The sequence below is a fragment of the Amnibacterium endophyticum genome (genome assembly GCF_042680685.1).
GTDB classification, from domain to species: domain Bacteria; phylum Actinomycetota; class Actinomycetes; order Actinomycetales; family Microbacteriaceae; genus Amnibacterium; species Amnibacterium endophyticum.
In genome coordinates this window covers 1-16801 of sequence record NZ_JBHUEA010000017.1, presented here as the reverse complement: position 1 = coordinate 16801, position 16801 = coordinate 1, and the positions used below count along the sequence as shown (strand labels likewise).

Sequence of the window (16801 nt, the reverse complement as noted above, 5' to 3'; positions counted from 1 at the left end):
GGCCCATGACGCTCGACGTCCCGGTCGTGCTCGCCCCGATGGCCGGCATCACGAACACGGCCTACCGGCGGCTCTGCGCGGAGTACGGGGCCGGGCTCTACGTCAGCGAGATGATCACCTCGCGCGCGCTCGTCGAGCGCACCCGCGAGTCGATGCGCCTCATCCGCTTCCACCCGTCGGAGACGACCCGGTCCGTGCAGCTCTACGGCGTCGACCCCGCCACGGTCGAGGCGGCGGTGACGATGCTGCGCGAGGAGGACCGGGCCGACCACGTCGACCTGAACTTCGGCTGCCCGGTGCCGAAGGTGACCCGCAAGGGCGGCGGGTCCGCGCTGCCCTGGAAGCTCGACCTGTTCCGCGACATCGTCGAGCGCGCGGTGCGCGCGGCCGGGCCCCTGCCGCTGACGGTGAAGATGCGCAAGGGAATCGACGCCGACCACCTCACCTACCTGGAGGCGGGGCGGATCGCGGAGGGCGTCGGCGTCGCCTCGATCGCGCTGCACGCCCGCACCGCGGCCGAGTTCTACTCCGGGCACGCGGACTGGAGCGCGATCGCGCGGCTCAAGGAGGCCGTCACCGACGTGCCCGTCCTCGGCAACGGCGACATCTGGAGCGCCGAGGACGCGGTCCGCATGATGGCGGAGACCGGCTGCGACGGCGTCGTGGTGGGGCGCGGGTGCCTCGGCCGTCCGTGGCTCTTCGGCGACCTCGCCGCGGCGTTCGGCTCGGGGGAGCGGCCGCCGCTGCCGAGCCTCGGCGACGTCGCTCGCGCCTTCCGCCGGCACGCGGAGCTGCTGGTCGACTTCTTCGGCGACGACCCCGACGGCGGGATGCACCGCGGCTGCCGCGACATCCGCAAGCACGTCGCCTGGTACTTCAAGGGCTACGGCGTCGGCGGCGCGCTGCGGGCGCAGCTGGCGCAGGTGGAGTCCCTCGAGCAGCTCGACGGGCTGCTCGCGCAGCTCGACCACGACCAGCCGTACCCGGGCGAGGCGGCCGAGGGGCAGCGCGGCCGGGCCGGCACGCCGAAGTCCCCGGCCCTGCCCGACCGCTGGCTCGAGTCCCGCACGCTGGACACCGCCGGGCGGGAGCACCTGGCGGGCGCCGAGCTGGACTCCAGCGGTGGTTGAGGCCCCGCAGGCCGACCGCGGGTACACCGAGGCGGACCTGGAGCGCTGGCTGCCCGAGCAGCACTCCTCGCGCCGCAGCGACTTCGCCCGCGACCGCGCGCGCCTGCTGCACTCGGGGGCGCTGCGCCGACTCGCCGCGAAGACGCAGGTGCTGTCGCCGACCGTGGGCCTCGACTTCGCGCGCACCCGGCTGACCCACTCGCTCGAGGTCGCGCAGGTGGGCCGCGAGCTCGCCGGCAGCCTCGGGCTCGCCGCCGACGTCGTCGACACCGCCTGCCTCGCGCACGACCTCGGCCACCCGCCGTTCGGGCACAACGGGGAGCGGGCGCTGAACGAGTGGTCGGCGTCCATCGGCGGGTTCGAGGGCAACGCGCAGTCGCTCAGGCTGCTCACCCGCCTCGAGCCGAAGGTGTTCGGCGACGACGGCAGGCCCTACGGGCTGAACCTCACCCGCGCATCCCTGGACGCGAGCGTCAAGTACCCGTGGGGGCTCGACGCGCCCGTCGGCGACCCGAGCGGCCGCGCCAAGTTCGGCTTCTACCCGGAGGACGAGGCGGCCTTCCGCTGGCTGCGGTCCGGGGCGCCCGAGCGCCGGCCGTGCATCGAGGCCCAGGTGATGGACCTCTCCGACGACATCGCCTACTCCGTGCACGACTTCGAGGACGCCGTGGTGGCGGGCTCGGTCGACGTCGCCGCGCTGCGCTCGAACGCCGCGCAGCGCGACGTCGTGGGCGCGATGCACGCCTGGGTCGGCGGCGCGTTCGACCAGGACGAGCTGGTGGAGGCGCTGCACCGGCTGCGCGCGACGGATGCCTGGATCGTGGAGTGGGACGGGTCCCGCCGCGCCCACGGCGCGCTGAAGAACCTGACCAGCCAGCTGATCGGGCGCTTCGCGGGCGCCGCGACCGCGGCGACGCGGCGGGCGCACCCGGCCGGCGAGCTGGTGCGCTTCCAGGCCGACGTGCACGTGCCGCGGGGCATCCAGGCGGAGATCGCCGCGCTCAAGGGCATCGTCGCCGCCTTCGTGATGGCGAACGACGTGCGCCGCCCGGTGTACGTGCAGCAGCGCGAGCTGCTGCAGCAGCTCGCCGACGCGCTGCTGGCCGCACCGCAGCACCTCGACACGGCGTTCGCCGCCGACTGGGCAGCGGCCGACGACGACCGGCAGCGCCATCGCGTGATCGTCGACCAGGTCGCGAGCCTCACGGACCAGTCGGCGCTCGCCTGGCACGGACGGCTGGTCCGCTGAGCCGGCGCGCACGCCGCATTCCCTCGGCCGCTGGGCTGCAGCTGGAGGGGGTCCTGCTCGCGGGCGGCCTCCGCGCCCTGATGCTGCAGCTCGCGCACCCGGCCGTCGGGCACGGCGTCGCGGCGCACAGCGACTTCGCCGCGGACCCGCTCGGGCGCCTGCGGGGCACCCTCGAGTTCGTGTACGTCTGCGCGGCGGGGGACGAGGCGCTCGTGCGGCGCGCCGCACGGGCGGTGGGGGTCGCGCACCGGCCGGTGGTCAGCGCCCCGGGCGAGCCCGTCGCCTACGACGCCCGGGAGCCCGACCTGCAGCTCTGGGTCGCCGCCACGATCCACGACACCGCCATGCGCATCGCAGAGGCCGTGTGGGGGCCGATGCCCGCGCCGCTCGCCGACGAGCTGCTCGCGCGGAACGGCCTCGTCGCGACCGCGCTCGGGCTGCCGGCGTCGTCCTGGCCGGCGGACCGGGCCGCGTTCGACGCCGCCTTCGCGGAGTCGGCTCGGGCGCTCGCGTGGCACGACGGCACCCTCGAGGTCGTGCGGGCGCTCGTCGCGGCGCGGGCGACCCCGTGGTGGGTGCGGCTGCTGATGCCGCCGCTGGCGTCCGCGACGCTCGCCTCGCTGTCGGGGTCCGCGCGCCCCGACGGCGTCGCCACGGCATCCCCGCGCCTGCTCGCCGTCGCCCGTGCTGCGGCGCCGGCGTGGCGCGCGCTCCCGGTGGGGCTTCGCCGCCTCCCCGCGCGGCGGCTGCTGCGGGCGGCCGCCCGACGACCCGCCTGATGCGGCGCTCAGGTGCTGATGCGGCAGCACGTGCCCGCGCATCTGCACCTGCGCACCGCACGATGACGGCGCGCACCGCTGTCGGCAGGTCCTCCTAGACTCCGGCGCCGTGGCAGGCCGGATCCGCGCGAGCGACATCGACGAGGTGCGCGCGCGGACGGACATCGCCGCGGTCGTCGGCGACCACGTCGCGCTGAAGTCGGCGGGCGTCGGATCGCTGAAGGGGCTGTGCCCGTTCCACGACGAGCGGAGCCCGAGCTTCACGGTGCGCCCCGGCGTCGGCCGCTACCACTGCTTCGGCTGCGGCGAGGACGGCGACGCGATCGCCTTCCTGATGCGGCTCGACCACCTCACCTTCCCCGACGCCGTGGAGTCGCTCGCGCAGCGCATCGGCTACTCCCTCACCTACGAGGACGGCGGCCGCGGCGGCGAGGAGACCGCGAACCGGGTGCGCCTGCTCGAGGCGAACCGCCTCGCCGCCGAGTTCTTCACCTCCCAGCTGCCGACGGCGCAGGCGGCGCCCGGGCAGCGCTTCCTCATGGAGCGCGGGTTCGACGAGCAGGCCGCGGACCGGTTCGGCGTCGGCTGGGCGCCGAAGTCGTGGGACGCCCTGACGAAGCACCTGCGCGGCCACGGCTTCTCCGACCAGGAGTTGAGCACCGCCGGGCTCGTCTCCAGCGGGGACCGGGGGATCTACGACCGGTTCCGCGGGCGGCTCACCTGGCCGATCCGCGACCTCACCGGTGCGGTCGTCGGGTTCGGGGCGCGGCGGCTGCTCGAGGACGACCAGGGTCCGAAGTACCTCAACACCCCCGAGACGCCGGTGTACCACAAGTCGCAGGTGCTCTACGGGCTCGATCTCGCGAAGCGGGACATGTCCCGGGAGCACCGGGCGGTCGTGGTGGAGGGCTACACGGACGTGATGGCCTGCCACCTCGCCGGCGTCACCACGGCGATCGCCACCTGCGGCACCGCGTTCGGCGTCGAGCACATCAAGGTGCTGCGCCGGGTGCTCGGCGACTCCACCGACGCCCACGGCGAGATCGTCTTCACCTTCGACCCGGACGCCGCGGGGCAGAAGGCGGCGGTGCGGGCGTTCGCGGAGGAGCAGCGGTTCAGCGCCCGCACCTTCGTCGCGGTCGGCGTCGACGGGCTCGACCCCTGCGACCTGCGGGCGCAGAGGGGTGACGAGGCCGTGCAGGCGATGCTCGACGCCAAGCGGCCGATGTTCGAGTACATGATCCGCCGCGCGCTCGACCAGCACGACCTCGACACGGTGGAGGGCCGGGCGGCGGCGCTGCGGGAGGCGGCGCCGATCGTCGCCGAGATCCGCGACCCGCAGGTCCGGCCGGGCTACGCCCGAGAGCTGGCGCGCTGGCTCGGGCTCGACCTCGCCGAGGTGCAGCGCGCGATGCGGGCGCCGCGGCGCGAGCAGCCCGAGCAGCGCCGGGGGCGGGAGGAGCCCGCTCCCGAGCCCCGGCGCCCTCCGGCGTCGCTCCGGTCGCTGCCGGACGACCCCGCGACCCGGCTCGAGCGCGAGGCCCTGATGATGATCGTGCAGGTGCCGCACCTGGTGGGCGGCGAGCTGATCCACCGGGCGACGGGCGCCGGCTTCCACAACGGGACGCTCGCCGTGGTGCGCGACGCGATCGGCTCGCAGCTCGGTGCCCTCGGCGGCGCCGGCTGGCTGGAGCGGCTGACGGAGGAGGCGGGGGAGCAGGTCGCGCCGATCGTGCAGGAGCTCGCCTTCCTGCCGCTGCCCGTCGTCGGCGACGACGCGGAGCGCCTCACGCGCACCGCCAGGGCGACCGTCGCGGCGCTCGTCGACCGGCACCTGCTGCGCCAGAAGGCCGACCTGGTGCGGCAGCTCCAACGCAGCGAGGCGGGAGCCGACCCGGCCCGGCTCCGCGAGCTGCGGCAGCGCCTGGTCGGCGTGGAGGCGGACCGGCGGGTGCTCCGCGGCGCCTGACCGCGTGGCGTCCGCGCCGCGACCGCCGCCCGAATTACGCTCCTGGCATTCGCTGACGGGGGTGGCATGGTCGACGGCGCGGTGGTGCACGCGAGGGACCTCACGGTCGCCTACCCGGGTGCGCCCCGGTACGAGGCGGTCCGCGGCGTCGACCTGCGTGTCGAGCCCGGCGAGATGGTCGGGATCGTCGGCGAGGCCGGTGCCGGCAAGTCGACCCTCGCCCGCGTACTCGCGGGCCGGGTCGCGAAGTTCCGGGAGCGCGGCCCCCGGGTGGTCGGCGGGAGCCTGCACGTGCTCGGGATGCGCGCGGCGCAGCCCGGACGGGCCGTGTCGCGGGCGCTCGCCGCGCAGATCGGCTACCTCCCGCAGCACGCCGGGCGCACGCTGGCCGCGCGCATGACCGTCGCGGAGAACGTGACGGAGCCGCTGTTCGAGCGCGACCGCCACGCGGACGTCCGGGAGGCCGGAGCGCGGGCGGCGGAGCTGATCGACGCCGTGCAGCTGCCGCTCGCGATCATGGACCGCTACCCCTGGGAGCTGTCGGCCGGACAGCGTCAGCGCGTCGCGATCGCGAGGTCGCTGATCCTGCGACCGACGCTGTGGATCGCGGACGAGCCGACGGCCTCCGTGGACGTGACGACCCGGGCACGGGTGCTGGACACCCTCTTCGAGCTGCACGGCGAGCAGGTCTTCTCGGCCGTCGTCGTCAGCCACGACGCGGCGGTCATGCGCCGCACGACCCAGCGCCTCGTGGTCCTGCACCGCGGCGTCGTCGCGGCCGCAGGCACCCTCGACGAGGTCCTGGCGACGCCGGAGCACCCCTACGTGCGCGGCCTGCGTGACGACTACCGGGCGCGGACGGGCTCGATCCAGGTCCCCTGACCGACGGCTCGCGCCGGCCGCCCGTCCGGAGGCGCTGCCGGCATCGCTTCAACGTCCTACTCGGTCGGCGCCCCTGCCGCGAGGAGCGGATGCACCGCCTCGTTGTGCTCGGCGACGCGGACGTCGGCGCCGGTCGCGTCCTCGCCCCAGTCCTCCTCGAGGCCGCACTCGACGTCGATGACAAAGATCGCGTCGGGATCCTGCCGGGTCTCTGCTGCCATGGCGTGCTCCTCCGGCTGACGCCGTCGGCACCACGGTAGCCCGTGCGCCGGGCAGGACGCCGAGCGGGGCGGGCACTGGAGGAGGAGGAGCTCCCCGAGTTGGACTCGAACCAACAACCTGCCGGTTAACAGCCGGCTGCTCTGCCAATTGAGCTATCGAGGATCGGCGGGAGGCGAGCCCCGCGCGGCGACCACTGTAGCAAGCCCGCGGGGCTCCCGATCCGCGTCCGGGTCGCCCGGCGTGCCGCGCTGTGCCTCCCCGGCGGCAGACCCGTCCGTTCGTATGCTCCGGGCATGCCCATCCCGACCGATCCCGCGGTGCTCCTCGTCGCGGGCGTCGTCCTCGTGGCGCTCGTCGTCCTCGTCCTGCTCTGGCGGCGCGCCGTGCGTCGCGCGAAGCGACTCGCCCTCCGGCTCGCGGCCGCCGAGCGCCGGGCGGCGGAGCTCGCCGTCGCGGACGCCGACCACGGCGGGCGGCTGAAGATCGTCCGCGAGCTGCACGACGTCGCGGTGCACCGCGTCTCGGCGATGATCGCCCAGGCCGACGGCGCGCGCTACGCCGGCGCGACGGACCCGTCCGCCGCCGTGCGGGCAGCGCAGACCATCGCCGAGACCGGCCGGACGACGCTCGCGGACCTGCGCCGGGTCATGACGCTCGTGCGCGAGGGGGAGGCGGACGCGGCGCCGCAGCCCGCGCTCCGCTCGACCCGCGAGCTGTTCCGCCTCATGCGGGAGGCGGGGCTGCAGGTCGAGTACGAGGAGACCGGCGAGCCGTACGCCCTCGAGTCCGGGGCCGAGCTGACCGTCTACCGGATCCTCCAGGAGGCGATGAGCAACGCGCTGAAGCACGGCGGCGACGGCACGCGAGTCCGGGTGGGACTCACCTGGACCGGGTCCGGCCTCGCGCTCCGCGTCGAGGACGACGGCTTCCGCGCCGCGGTGCTGCGCCGGGGGCTGCCGCAGGAGACGGCCGACGCCGAGCTCGCGTACGGCGTCGAGGAGGACGTGCGGGCGCTCACGCAGCAGGTCGCAGGTCCGGGCATCGACGACATGCGCGCCCGCGCCGAGCTGTACGGCGGCACGCTCACCGTCACCGAGACCCCCGGCGTCGGGTTCGGGATCAGCGCCGCCTTCCCGACCATCCGCTTCCACAACGGGGTGCACGGCGTCGACCTCGGCGCCCGGTGACCGCACCGTCGCGGGCGGTGCTGCTGGCGGACGCCGACCCGCTGCACCGCGAGGGCTGGCGGCTCGTGATCGACGCGCAGCCCGACCTGGCGGTGGTGGGGGAGGTGCCGGACGGGATCCAGCTGCTGGCGCACCTCCGGCGGCACGCGGTCGACGTCGTGGTCGCGGACGTGCGGATGCCGCGCCTCGGCGGCGTCCAGGCCCTGCGCCGCGCCGAGGAGGACGCGACGATCCGGCTCACGCAGCGGGAGACCCGGCTGCGCACCGTGCTCGTCACCGCGACGGACCTCGACCGGCACGGTCCGGCCGCGCTCGCGGCCGGGGCGCACGCCGTGCTCTGGAAGGGCGCGCACCCGGAGGAGCTGCTCGCCGCGATCCGCGGCTGAGCGGTCAGGCCAGCAGGTGCGCCCGCTCGGGATGCGCCTCGAACCAGTCGGCGACGTACCAGCACATCGCCCGCACGCGCCGGCCGGCGGCCTCCGCCTCGTCGACCGCGTGCGCGGTGATCCGCCCCGCCAGGCCCTGCCCGCGGAACTCGGGGTTCGTGAAGGTGCGGGTCATGGAGACCACCGCGCCGTCGTCCGCGTAGTCGAGCGAGGTCGCGACCCGTCCGTCGATCCGGCCGAGGTAGCGGTGCCGCGCCGCGTCGTGCTCGATGTCCACGCTCACGCCTCCAGGTCGTCGACGCCCGGCGTCCAGGCGTTGCCGGGGCGCCCCCACTTGTTGCCGTTGATCGCCTTCTTCGCCCGTCGGGCGTGGAGGAAGTCGAGCCGGTCGACGTAGAGCACGCCGTCGAGGTGGTCGTTCTCGTGCTGCAGGATCCGGGCGAACCAGCCGCGGGCCTCGAGGGAGTAGGGCTCGCCGTCGAGGTCCTGCGCCTCGAGTCGCGCGCGGACGGCCCGGTGCAGCGGGAACCGCTCGCCGGGGACCGACAGGCAGCCCTCGCTGTCGGCCTCGTCGTCGGGCTCGCCCGTCGGGGTCGGGGTGATCCAGAGCGTCGGGTTGATCGCGACGCCCCGCTTCGGCCCCTCGGGGTCGTGCTCGTAGCCGTACACGAACACGCGCAGCGGCACGCCTACCTGCGGGCCGGCGAGGCCGACGCCGGGCGCCGCGTCCATCGTCTCGAACATGTCGGCGACCAGCGTCCGCAGCTCGTCGTCGAACCGGGTCACCGGCGCCGCCGGCGCGTGCAGCACCGGGTCGCCGGTGATGCGGATGGGCAGCACCGTCATGCCGGCGGACCTCCAAGCACGTCGAAACAGCGGTCTCATCAGCGTAGTGCCGATCGGGCACGGGAGCCGGACGCTAGCCTGCAGCGGTGCTGCTGGACGTCCCGATGGCGCTCGACCCGCGCGTGATCAACACCGCGCAGGCGATCGGCATCCCGATCGCGCTGACGGGGGCGGTCTTCCTGAGCCTCGGGGCGCAGTTCCAGTCCCGCGGGGTCAAGCAGGTGGACCTGCAGGAGGCGCCGGACCCCGGTTCCGGGCTCGCCAAGCTCATGCGGCTCGTGCGCAACCGCTCCTGGCTCTTCGGCACCATCGCGCTCGGCCTCGCGATCGTGCTGCAGCTGACCAGCCTCCGCTTCGCCGCGCTGATCGTCGTGCAGCCGCTCGGCGCCATCGCGCTCGTGGTGACGGCGATCCTGAACGCGCGCATGACCCGCACGCACCTGAGCCGCAAGGTCGTGCGCGCGATCGTGCTCTGCGTCGTGGGCGTGGGCGCGTTCGTCGCGATCGCGGCGCCCAACGCGACCGACACCCTGATCAGCGACGACGACCTTCGCACGATCCTCGTGCTGCTCGCGATCGTGCTCGTCGCCCTCGGCGTCCTGTGGGCCCTCTACCGCTCCCGGGCGACGCCGATCGCCTACATCGTCGGCGCCGGGGTGCTGTACGGCTTCGTGGCGACGATGGCGAAGACGGTCATCAACCGGCTGGTCGGCGGTCAGCTCGACCTGTTCACGCTGCTGTCGGTCGTCGGGCTGCTCGCCGCGGGCCTCTCGGGCTTCTACCTGGTCCAGACCGCCTACGCGGTGGGGCCGCCGGACCTCGTCATCGCCGGGCTCACCGTCGTCGACCCGATGGTCGCCGTCGGCATCGGCGTGCTGGTGCTCGGCGAGGCGGCGAACGCCGAGTGGTGGGCCGGCCCGGCGTTCCTCGTCACCGGCGCGGTGGCGGTCTTCGGCGTCCTGCAGCTGTCGCGCCACCATCCCGAGGTGCGCCCGCAGGAGGCCGCGAAGGCGTCCTGACCGGCCGGGTGCCGCCGGACCGCCGTCCGCGTGCGCTAGCGTCGAGACGCCCAGGTGCCCCCGTCATCACGGGGGCGCGCCGCCTCCGAGGGGACGAGCCATTCCAGACCCGGTCGACCACGAAGCCCTGCCCCGGCTCACGGTCCTGATGGGTGGCGACACCTTCCCGCCGGACGTCAACGGCGCCGCCAGCTTCTCGGTGCGGCTCGCCGCGGGCATCGCCTCGCGCGGCCACGACGTGCACATCATCGCGCAGTCCCACGACGGCAGGCAGGGCGCGTTCCGCGAGGAGCACGACGGGCAGATGCTGACCGTCCACCGGCTGAAGAGCTTCCGCTACCCGCTCCACGACTGGCTGCGCGCGGTCTACCCGTGGGCGATCCACCGCAACGCGCGGCGGATCCTCAAGGCGGTGCGGCCCGACGTCTCGCACATGCAGTCGCACATGCTGATCGGCCGCGGCCTGACGACCGAGTCGGCGAAGCGCGGCGTCCGCGTCGTCGCCACGAACCACTTCATGCCCGAGAACCTGATCGAGCACACGCCGTTCCCGCGGTTCACGCACCGCTTCATCGCCTGGCTGGCGTGGAAGGACTGCACCCGGCTCTACCGGAAGGCCGCCGAGCTCACGACGCCGACCAAGCGGGCCGCGGCGTACCTCGAGTCCCGGACGGGGCTGCGCGGCGTCCACGCCGTCTCCTGCGGCATCCGCATGAGCGACTACACGCCCGACTTCGAGGACAAGCCCGAGCTGCGCATCGCGTTCTGCGGCCGCATCACGGGCGAGAAGATGCTGCCCGACCTCGTCGACGCGCTCGCCCGGCTGCCGCGCGACCTCGACGCGCAGCTGGACCTGATCGGCGAGGGCGATCAGCGCCGTGCGCTCGAGCTGCAGGCGCAGCGGCTCGGCGTCGCCGACCGCGTGCACTTCCCGGGGCGGGTCAGCGACGCCGAGCTGCGGCGGATCCTGACCCGGGCGACCGTCTTCGCGATGCCGTCCACCGCGGAGCTGCAGTCGATCGCCACGATGGAGGGCATGGCGAGCGGGCTGCCCGTGGTCGCCGCCGACGCGATGGCGCTGCCGCACCTCGTCAGGGACGGGGAGAACGGGTACCTCTTCCCGCCCCGGGACGTGGCGGCGCTCGCGGACCGGCTCGAGCGGGTGCTGCGGATGCCGCGCGAGGAGCGCGAGGTGATGCAGCGCGCCTCCCTGCGCCTGCTCGAGCCGCACGACATCGACACGACCATCACGGTCTTCGAGCACCTCTACCGGGGCGAGCCGGTCACCGATCCGGTCACCGACGTCGGCCCGCTGACCTCGAAGGTGCGCGAGCAGTTCCGCGTGCTCGCCCGCCGGGCGAAGGGCGCCGTCGCCGAATGAGGCCGGGCGGATCGGCGACGCTCCGGCGCCGCTCGTCGCTGGAGCGCGCGCACCGCGTTGACTCGTCCCCCGGACGAGGGGGAGGTGTCGCGATGCGCAGGTCCGGTGCCTTGGCCGCGGTGCTGGCCGCGGCGATGCTGCTGAGCGGATGCGCGCCGAGCGGGTCCGCCCCCGCCCGTGGGGTCGGACCGAGCACGGGGGCCGTCGCCTCTGCTGCGCCTGCGGCCTCGGCGCGGCCGACGCCGAGCCGGCCGCCGAGCATCGACGAGCGCGCGGCCGAGCTGGTGGCGCACATGTCGCGCAGCGAGCGCGCCGGCCAGCTGCTCATGACGGCGGCGACGGTGAGCGGGCTCCGCGGCCTCGCGTCCCCGGTGCGGCGCTACCACCTCGGCGGGGTGATGGTCCGCGGGCGCAGCGCCGCCGGCGCATCCGCCGTCGCGAGCGCGCTCGCCCCGGCCAGGGCCGCGGCGCCCGACGGGCTCCCCCTGCTCACCGCGACGGACCAGGAGGGCGGCACCGTGCAGGTGCTGACCGGCCCCGGGTTCCATCGCATTCCGAGCGCCGTCGAGCAGGGGCGGCGCGGCCACGCGGCGCTGCGGAGGGACGCCGCGTCGTGGGGGCGCAGCCTCGCGAGGGCGGGGGTGCGGCTGGACCTCGGGCCCGTCGCCGACGTCCCCTGCGCCTCGACGCTGCACGACAACCCGCCGGTGGCGGACCTCCGGCGGCAGTACGGCTCGGACCCGCAGGCGGCCGGCCGGCACGTCGCCGCGTTCGTCCGGGGGATGCGCGACGCCGGGGTGCAGACCACGGTCAAGCACTTCCCGGGCCTCGGCTGCGTGCGCCAGAACACGGACACCGCCGCGCACGTCGTCGACGCCGTGACCACCGCGTCGTCGCCGCGGCTCTCGGCGTTCCGCGACGGCATCGCCGCGGACCCCGGGTTCGTGATGATGTCGAGCGCCTCGTACTCGAGGATCGACCGGGGGGTGCCCGCGCTCTTCTCCCGGCCGATCGTGACCGGCCTGCTGCGGGAGCGGCTCGGGTTCCACGGCGTGGTGATGTCCGACGACGTCGGCGGCGCCGTCGCGCTGCGCGGCGTCCCGCTCGGGGAGCGCGCCACCCGATTCGTCGCCGCGGGCGGCGACCTCGTGCTCGACATCGTCCCCGCGCACCTCCCGGTGCTGCACGGGGCGCTGATGAAGAAGGCGGCGTCGGACCCGGCGTTCGACGCGCGGCTGACCGCGGCGGCGGAGCGGGTCGTCGCGGCGCGTCTGCGCCAGGGGGAGCTCGCGCGCTGATCAGCGGGTGAGGAAGGCGGCGGCGCGACCGCCCGCGCCCCGCAGGGCCTCCCCGTCCCGCATCACGTCCAGCGCGGCGTTCGGCAGCAGCTCGAGCAGGCGCTCCGCGGTCGACATCGGGTGGCCGGGGTCGCCGGTCCACGGCATCAGCAGCACGTCGTGCTCGAGACCGGCGACGTCCGCCTCGGGCGGCAGGTCGCTCCCGGCAGCGCCGCGGAGCACCGACGGCAGCAGCGCTCCGTCGACGTCGGGCGGCAGGGCGGCGGCACCGGCCTCCTCGGCGACGGGTGGTCCGGGCAGCGAGGCGGTGCCGCGGACCCAGGCGTCCATCCCGCGCTGCTCGACGAAGCGGGCGCTCGACTCGTAGAGGTCCCGCTGCGCGGCTCGGGAGGACCAGGCGGTCGGCGGCAGCACGAGCACGAGGCGGCGGAACCGCTCGGGGCGCCGCACGGCGAGCGTCAGCAGGGTGCCCGTGCCCATGGAGACGCCGATCCCGTCCACCGGTTCGTCCGGGGAGACCTCGTCCAGCACAGCGAGCAGGTCGTCCGCGAGCGCCTCCCAGCGGTAGGCCGCCGGCTGCGGTGCCCCGCTCGAGCGGCCGTGCCCGCGCGCGTCGTAGCGGACCAGCGTGCGCCCCGCCTCGGCGACCGCCGTCCAGCCGAAGAAGCCGTCGGCGTCCTCGTTCGCCCGCGACGAGCCCAGGCCGTGGAGGGCGACGACGGCCGGGCCCGACCCTCGGCGCACGTCGGCGGCCAGTCGCGCCCCGGTCACCTCGAGCATCGCGTCGGCCACGGCGGGCAGCCTAGGTCGGTCGGCCGCCGGGCCGGTTCAGGAGGAGAACTCGGGGACGAGCACGCCGTGGTCGTCGAGGGTGAGCACCACGCGGTCCTTCGGCCAGTTGAGCAGCCGGATCGCGAGGAAGAGCAGCCAGATGCCGCCGGTGACGAGGGTGAGCGCGACGTTGAGCAGGACGTGCACCCGCTGACGGCGCTCGAGGACGGCGCGCCGCGGGCTGAGGAACACGACCTGGAAGCCGTGCCCGACGTAGGTGGCGACGGCCCGGTCGAGCTCGTCCGACGCCGTGCCGCCGGGCCCGCGCGGGGCGGTCGGGGGCGGAGCCATGCGGCGAGACTAGCCGCTGGGGCGATCGTGGCCGCGGCCGGCGCGGCGATGTGACCACGCTCGGAGCGTCCGCCGCCGCGGTAGGGCGGACGGGACTTGAACCCGTGACCGACGGATTATGAGTCCGCTGCTCTGACCGGCTGAGCTACCGCCCCGCGACGACCCTAGCCCCGGCGGCGGCGCCTGGCAGGCTGGTGCCGTGCGGCGGATCCTGCTCTCGGCGGCGGCCCTGGTGCTGCTCGCGGGCTGCTCGGCGGCGCCCGGCGCGGCGGAGCGCTCCGCCTCCGCGCCGTCCTCCCCGACCGGGACCTCGTCGGTCCGCGCGCTGCTCGACGGGCTCGTCGTGCGCCCCGAGCGCAGCGGTGCGGGCTACGACCGGGATCGCTTCGGCTACGGCGGCGACCTCGATCCGGACGGCGACGGCTGCTGGACCCGGCGCGAGGTGCTGATCCGCGACAGCGTCGTGCCGCCGACGATCGGGGCGTCCTGCCGCGTGACGGGGGAGTGGCGCTCCGCATTCGACGGGAGGACGACGACGGACCCGGACGCCTTCACGATCGACCACCTCGTGCCGCTGCTCGAGGCCTGGCGCTCCGGTGCGGAGCGGTGGGACCCCCGGCGGCTCGTCGCCTACGGCAACGACCTCGGCTACCGGCCGAGCCTGCAGGCGGTGACCGCGGCCCTGAACGAGCAGAAGGGGAACGCCGACCCGGCGCGATGGCTGCCGCCCCGGGACCACTGCGGGTACGTCGCCGACTGGGTCGGCGTCAAGGCGCGGTGGCGGCTCGCGGTCGACCCCGCGGAGCTCGCCGCGATCGAGCGGGTGCTCGACGGCTGCGGCGACCTCCGGATCCCGTCGCCCGGCGAGCCCGACCTCGACTCGCTCACCTGAGGAGCCGTCGGCCCCGCGACGCGCCGCGCGGCGGAAAACCGCTTCGCGTCGATCTCGCGACTCGGCCGGAGCACGGCCTGCGTCCAGCCGAGCCTCAGGTCCGGTCGGGGAGAGACGGCTTCCAGGCGTCGGTCGGCCCCCGAACGGGGGTCGGGGAGCCCCTTCCTGCACCTTTGCGGGCGGCCGGGTCGGCGCGGGCGTCCGCACGGCGGTCTCCCGAGGTCGTCAGCGAACGCCGGAGGGATCGGCGCCGCTCCAGCGGATCGGGAGCGATGCGGGGCGTCCTGGTGGGACCTTTCGCCTGCGGCGTCGCCGGCGCCCACCGCTGCTGATCAGTCGGCTTCCAGCAAGTGGTCGAGCGACTCCCCGCCCGCGGCCGAGAGGCATATCGCAGCCGTCTCGTCCCCGCACCACGACACGCGAGATCGTGACCGAATCGTTTGACTCGCCCTTGGAACCCATGGCACTCTCATGCCGCTCGATCGGGCGTCGGCGAACAGGAACCGCCGGCACCCCCTCCCGACGGGCCTCGCCCGGTCCGGCCACGCCTCACGCTGCCCACATGCCGAACCGCTCCACGACCACGACTCGTCAGGGTGGGCAGCAGCGTGTCGAGACCCAGGGATGGGACGAGCGGAGGCGGACCCGCCGGAGCGACGTCATGACGATCCTGACCAACACCCGTGCCGCCCTCTCCGGCGTCGCCGTCGCAGCCCTCGCCCTCACCGGCGTCGCGCTGGGCGCCGCGCCGGCGAACGCCGCCCCCACCAGCACCTGGGACCGCGTCGCCCAGTGCGAGTCGGGCGGCAACTGGCACATCAACACCGGCAACGGCTACTACGGCGGCCTGCAGTTCAGCATGTCCACGTGGCGCGGCTACGGCGGAACCGGCAACCCGGCGAACGCCAGCAAGGCCACGCAGATCCGGATCGCGGAGCGCGTGCTCGCGGGCCAGGGCTGGGGGGCTTGGCCGGTCTGCTCCGTCAAGGCGGGTGCGCGCGGCACCTCCAGCAGTGTCAGCGCCTCGCACGCGAAGAAGGCGACCAAGCACGTCGCGAAGTCGACCCACGCGAAGAAGGCCGTCAAGCACACCGTCAAGCACCGCGGCTCGGTCAAGCTGTCCGGCAAGGTCTACACGGTCAAGCGCGGCGACACGCTCGCCAAGATCGCTGCGAAGCTGCACGTCAAGGGCGGCTGGCACCGGCTCGCGGACGCGAACCGTCTCGCGAACCCGAACTTCATCGTGGTGGGTCAGCGCCTGCACCTGCCGGCCTGAGGTCGACTCGACGACGGCGCCCGCGGCTGATGCCCGGGCGCCGTCGTCGTGCGTCACGCAACACGATCGTCATGCGGGCGCTCCTACAGTGGCGGGGGTGACCGCCCTCACCGAGACCTTCGACGCCGCCGCCTTCCGGCAGGTGCTCGCGCACTTCGCGACAGGGGTCGTCGTGATCACCGGCACCACGCCCGAGGGGCCGGCCGGCCTCACCTGCCAGTCGTTCTCCTCCCTGTCCCTCGATCCGCCCCTCGTGCTGCTCAGCACCGCCCGCTCGTCGAGCACCTGGCCGCGCATCGCCGCGACCGGCCGCTTCGCCGTCAACGTGCTAGGGGCGGACCAGCGGGACGTCAGCGCGCGCTTCGCCGTGAGCGGCGGCGACAAGTTCGCCGGTCAGGGCTTCCGCGCCGGTGCGCTCGGGAACCCGCTGCTCGACGGCGCCATCGCGCACGTGGAGTGCGACCTCGAGGCGGTGCACGACGGCGGCGACCACCACATCGTCGTCGGCAGGGTCCGCGCGCTCGAGGCGCAGGGGCTCGACGACGCGGCGCCGCTGCTCTACTTCCGGAGCGCCTACCGGGCGCTCGCGCCGACCGCCGGCTGAGCCCGGCTCGACGCCGTCCCGCTCAGTACCAGTACGGGACGTGGCTCGTCTCGAACGCGAGCGCGCCGCAGGGGGTCTGGTAGCGGGCCTGGATGTACCCGAGCCCCCACTCGATCTGCGTCCTCGAACTGGTCGTCCAGTCGCCGCCCGCCGTCGCCATCTTCGAGCCCGGCAGGGACTGCGGGATGCCGTAGGCGCCGGAGGAGGCGTTGTAGGCGTTCCAGCGCCAGCCGGACTCGATGTTCCAGAGTCGCGTCAGGCAGCCCATCTGGCCGCTGCTCCAGCCGTACGCGCCGAGTCGGGACGCGGCGTAGGCCTGCGCGTCGGCGGGGGAGAGCGAGCCCGGTCCCGTGCCCAGGCCCGACAGGGAGCCGCCGCCGCCGTCGGCGTGACCGGCCGCCGCGGCGGCGCGCTTCGCCGCCTGCGCGGCGGCGTACGAGGCCTGCAGCGAGCTCGAGGTCGCCTGCAGGTCGTGGAGCTGCGCCTGGAGCCGCTCCCGGCGCGCGCGGGTGGCCGCCACCTGCGCCTCGGCCGCGCGCTCCGCCGCCTTCGCCTCGGC

Annotated in this window: 19 protein-coding genes and 2 tRNA genes; 13 read left to right on the top strand and 8 right to left on the bottom strand. The window is 75.0% G+C overall.

Features of this window, described 5'->3' with window-relative positions; all coding sequences use genetic code 11:
* Positions 1-5: 5 nt before the first annotated feature.
* The 5 genes from dusB (at position 6) to ACFSBI_RS11355 (ending at position 6009) form a co-directional block, all read left to right on the top strand.
* Positions 6-1130 carry a tRNA dihydrouridine synthase DusB gene (dusB, locus tag ACFSBI_RS11375; RefSeq protein WP_377935122.1) on the top strand — a complete coding sequence of 375 codons (1125 nt, stop codon included), beginning with the start codon at positions 6-8 and terminating at the stop codon, positions 1128-1130.
* Positions 1123-2379 carry a deoxyguanosinetriphosphate triphosphohydrolase gene (locus ACFSBI_RS11370; protein WP_377934996.1) on the top strand — a complete coding sequence of 419 codons (1257 nt, stop codon included), beginning with the start codon at positions 1123-1125 and terminating at the stop codon, positions 2377-2379. Before dusB ends, ACFSBI_RS11370 begins: the two co-directional genes overlap by 8 nt.
* Positions 2271-3158, top strand: coding sequence for an oxygenase MpaB family protein (locus ACFSBI_RS11365; RefSeq protein WP_377935121.1), 888 nt, complete (start codon positions 2271-2273; stop codon positions 3156-3158). The genes ACFSBI_RS11370 and ACFSBI_RS11365 overlap by 109 nt, the downstream gene beginning before the upstream one ends.
* A gap of 109 nt (positions 3159-3267) precedes the next feature.
* Positions 3268-5127, top strand: a complete 1860-nt coding sequence (dnaG, locus tag ACFSBI_RS11360; protein ID WP_377934994.1) for a DNA primase — start codon at positions 3268-3270, stop codon at positions 5125-5127.
* A gap of 66 nt (positions 5128-5193) precedes the next feature.
* On the top strand, positions 5194-6009 hold the full coding sequence (locus ACFSBI_RS11355; RefSeq protein ID WP_377934992.1) for an ATP-binding cassette domain-containing protein: 816 nt from the start codon (positions 5194-5196) through the stop codon (positions 6007-6009).
* A gap of 56 nt (positions 6010-6065) precedes the next feature.
* On the opposite strand, the gene ACFSBI_RS11350 is transcribed toward ACFSBI_RS11355, so the two are convergent.
* Positions 6066-6230: a hypothetical protein gene (locus ACFSBI_RS11350; RefSeq protein ID WP_377934990.1), complete on the bottom strand. Its 165-nt coding sequence runs from the start codon at positions 6228-6230 to the stop codon at positions 6066-6068.
* A 90-nt stretch (positions 6231-6320) separates the two neighbouring features.
* Positions 6321-6393: transfer RNA gene (locus ACFSBI_RS11345), tRNA-Asn, on the bottom strand.
* Positions 6394-6524: 131 nt separating this feature from the next.
* Between ACFSBI_RS11345 and ACFSBI_RS11340 the strand changes: the two genes are divergently transcribed.
* Both ACFSBI_RS11340 and ACFSBI_RS11335 read left to right on the top strand, forming a co-directional pair.
* Positions 6525-7418 (top strand): sensor histidine kinase, encoded by an 894-nt coding sequence (locus tag ACFSBI_RS11340; RefSeq protein WP_377934988.1) that lies wholly within the window; start codon positions 6525-6527, stop codon positions 7416-7418.
* A complete protein-coding gene (locus ACFSBI_RS11335) occupies positions 7415-7804 on the top strand; it encodes a response regulator (protein WP_377934986.1) in 390 nt (129 codons plus the stop codon). The genes ACFSBI_RS11340 and ACFSBI_RS11335 overlap by 4 nt, the downstream gene beginning before the upstream one ends.
* A 4-nt stretch (positions 7805-7808) precedes the next feature.
* On the opposite strand, the gene ACFSBI_RS11330 is transcribed toward ACFSBI_RS11335, so the two are convergent.
* Both ACFSBI_RS11330 and def read right to left on the bottom strand, forming a co-directional pair.
* Positions 7809-8087 carry a GNAT family N-acetyltransferase gene (locus tag ACFSBI_RS11330; protein ID WP_377934984.1) on the bottom strand — a complete coding sequence of 93 codons (279 nt, stop codon included), beginning with the start codon at positions 8085-8087 and terminating at the stop codon, positions 7809-7811.
* On the bottom strand, positions 8084-8650 hold the full coding sequence (gene def, locus ACFSBI_RS11325; protein WP_377934982.1) for a peptide deformylase: 567 nt from the start codon (positions 8648-8650) through the stop codon (positions 8084-8086). The genes ACFSBI_RS11330 and def overlap by 4 nt, the downstream gene beginning before the upstream one ends.
* Positions 8651-8736: 86 nt before the next feature.
* Between def and ACFSBI_RS11320 the strand changes: the two genes are divergently transcribed.
* The 3 genes from ACFSBI_RS11320 (at position 8737) to ACFSBI_RS11310 (ending at position 12348) form a co-directional block, all read left to right on the top strand.
* Entirely contained in the window at positions 8737-9669 is a 933-nt protein-coding gene (locus tag ACFSBI_RS11320) for a DMT family transporter (RefSeq protein WP_377934980.1), read from the top strand.
* A gap of 148 nt (positions 9670-9817) precedes the next feature.
* Positions 9818-11050 (top strand): glycosyltransferase, encoded by a 1233-nt coding sequence (locus ACFSBI_RS11315; RefSeq protein WP_377934978.1) that lies wholly within the window; start codon positions 9818-9820, stop codon positions 11048-11050.
* A 92-nt stretch (positions 11051-11142) separates the two neighbouring features.
* A complete protein-coding gene (locus ACFSBI_RS11310) occupies positions 11143-12348 on the top strand; it encodes a glycoside hydrolase family 3 N-terminal domain-containing protein (protein ID WP_377934977.1) in 1206 nt (401 codons plus the stop codon).
* Here ACFSBI_RS11310 and ACFSBI_RS11305 read toward each other — a convergent pair whose 3' ends face one another.
* From ACFSBI_RS11305 to ACFSBI_RS11295, 3 genes are all read right to left on the bottom strand, one after another.
* Positions 12349-13140 carry an alpha/beta fold hydrolase gene (locus ACFSBI_RS11305; RefSeq protein WP_377934975.1) on the bottom strand — a complete coding sequence of 264 codons (792 nt, stop codon included), beginning with the start codon at positions 13138-13140 and terminating at the stop codon, positions 12349-12351.
* 36 nt (positions 13141-13176) lie between these two features.
* Positions 13177-13470 (bottom strand): hypothetical protein, encoded by a 294-nt coding sequence (locus ACFSBI_RS11300; RefSeq protein WP_377934973.1) that lies wholly within the window; start codon positions 13468-13470, stop codon positions 13177-13179.
* Positions 13471-13551: 81 nt separating this feature from the next.
* Positions 13552-13625, bottom strand: a tRNA-Ile gene (locus ACFSBI_RS11295).
* Positions 13626-13669: 44 nt separating this feature from the next.
* On the opposite strand from ACFSBI_RS11295, the gene ACFSBI_RS11290 reads away from it, so the two are divergent.
* From ACFSBI_RS11290 to ACFSBI_RS11280, 3 genes are all read left to right on the top strand, one after another.
* On the top strand, positions 13670-14362 hold the full coding sequence (locus ACFSBI_RS11290) for an HNH endonuclease family protein (RefSeq protein ID WP_377934971.1): 693 nt from the start codon (positions 13670-13672) through the stop codon (positions 14360-14362).
* Positions 14363-15023: 661 nt separating this feature from the next.
* Positions 15024-15638 carry a transglycosylase family protein gene (locus ACFSBI_RS11285; protein WP_377934969.1) on the top strand — a complete coding sequence of 205 codons (615 nt, stop codon included), beginning with the start codon at positions 15024-15026 and terminating at the stop codon, positions 15636-15638.
* 97 nt (positions 15639-15735) lie between these two features.
* Positions 15736-16242: a flavin reductase family protein gene (locus ACFSBI_RS11280; RefSeq protein ID WP_377934967.1), complete on the top strand. Its 507-nt coding sequence runs from the start codon at positions 15736-15738 to the stop codon at positions 16240-16242.
* A gap of 22 nt (positions 16243-16264) precedes the next feature.
* On the opposite strand, the gene ACFSBI_RS11275 is transcribed toward ACFSBI_RS11280, so the two are convergent.
* Positions 16265-16801 (bottom strand): aggregation-promoting factor C-terminal-like domain-containing protein (locus ACFSBI_RS11275; protein WP_465252515.1); only part of this gene is annotated, 537 nt, incomplete at its 5' end.

Excerpts from the sequence above, each read along its gene's own strand:
- def (WP_377934982.1), bottom strand. The coding sequence starts at position 8,650 with ATGACGGTGCTGCCCATCCGCATCACCGGCGACCCGGTGCTGCACGCG.
- ACFSBI_RS11315 (WP_377934978.1), top strand. The coding sequence starts at position 9,818 with ATGGGTGGCGACACCTTCCCGCCGGACGTCAACGGCGCCGCCAGCTTC.
- ACFSBI_RS11355 (WP_377934992.1), top strand. The coding sequence starts at position 5,194 with ATGGTCGACGGCGCGGTGGTGCACGCGAGGGACCTCACGGTCGCCTAC.
- ACFSBI_RS11350 (WP_377934990.1), bottom strand. The coding sequence starts at position 6,230 with ATGGCAGCAGAGACCCGGCAGGATCCCGACGCGATCTTTGTCATCGAC.
- ACFSBI_RS11340 (WP_377934988.1), top strand. The coding sequence starts at position 6,525 with ATGCCCATCCCGACCGATCCCGCGGTGCTCCTCGTCGCGGGCGTCGTC.
- dusB (WP_377935122.1), top strand. The coding sequence starts at position 6 with ATGACGCTCGACGTCCCGGTCGTGCTCGCCCCGATGGCCGGCATCACG.
- ACFSBI_RS11310 (WP_377934977.1), top strand. The coding sequence starts at position 11,143 with ATGCGCAGGTCCGGTGCCTTGGCCGCGGTGCTGGCCGCGGCGATGCTG.
- ACFSBI_RS11285 (WP_377934969.1), top strand. The coding sequence starts at position 15,024 with ATGACGATCCTGACCAACACCCGTGCCGCCCTCTCCGGCGTCGCCGTC.
- ACFSBI_RS11300 (WP_377934973.1), bottom strand. The coding sequence starts at position 13,470 with ATGGCTCCGCCCCCGACCGCCCCGCGCGGGCCCGGCGGCACGGCGTCG.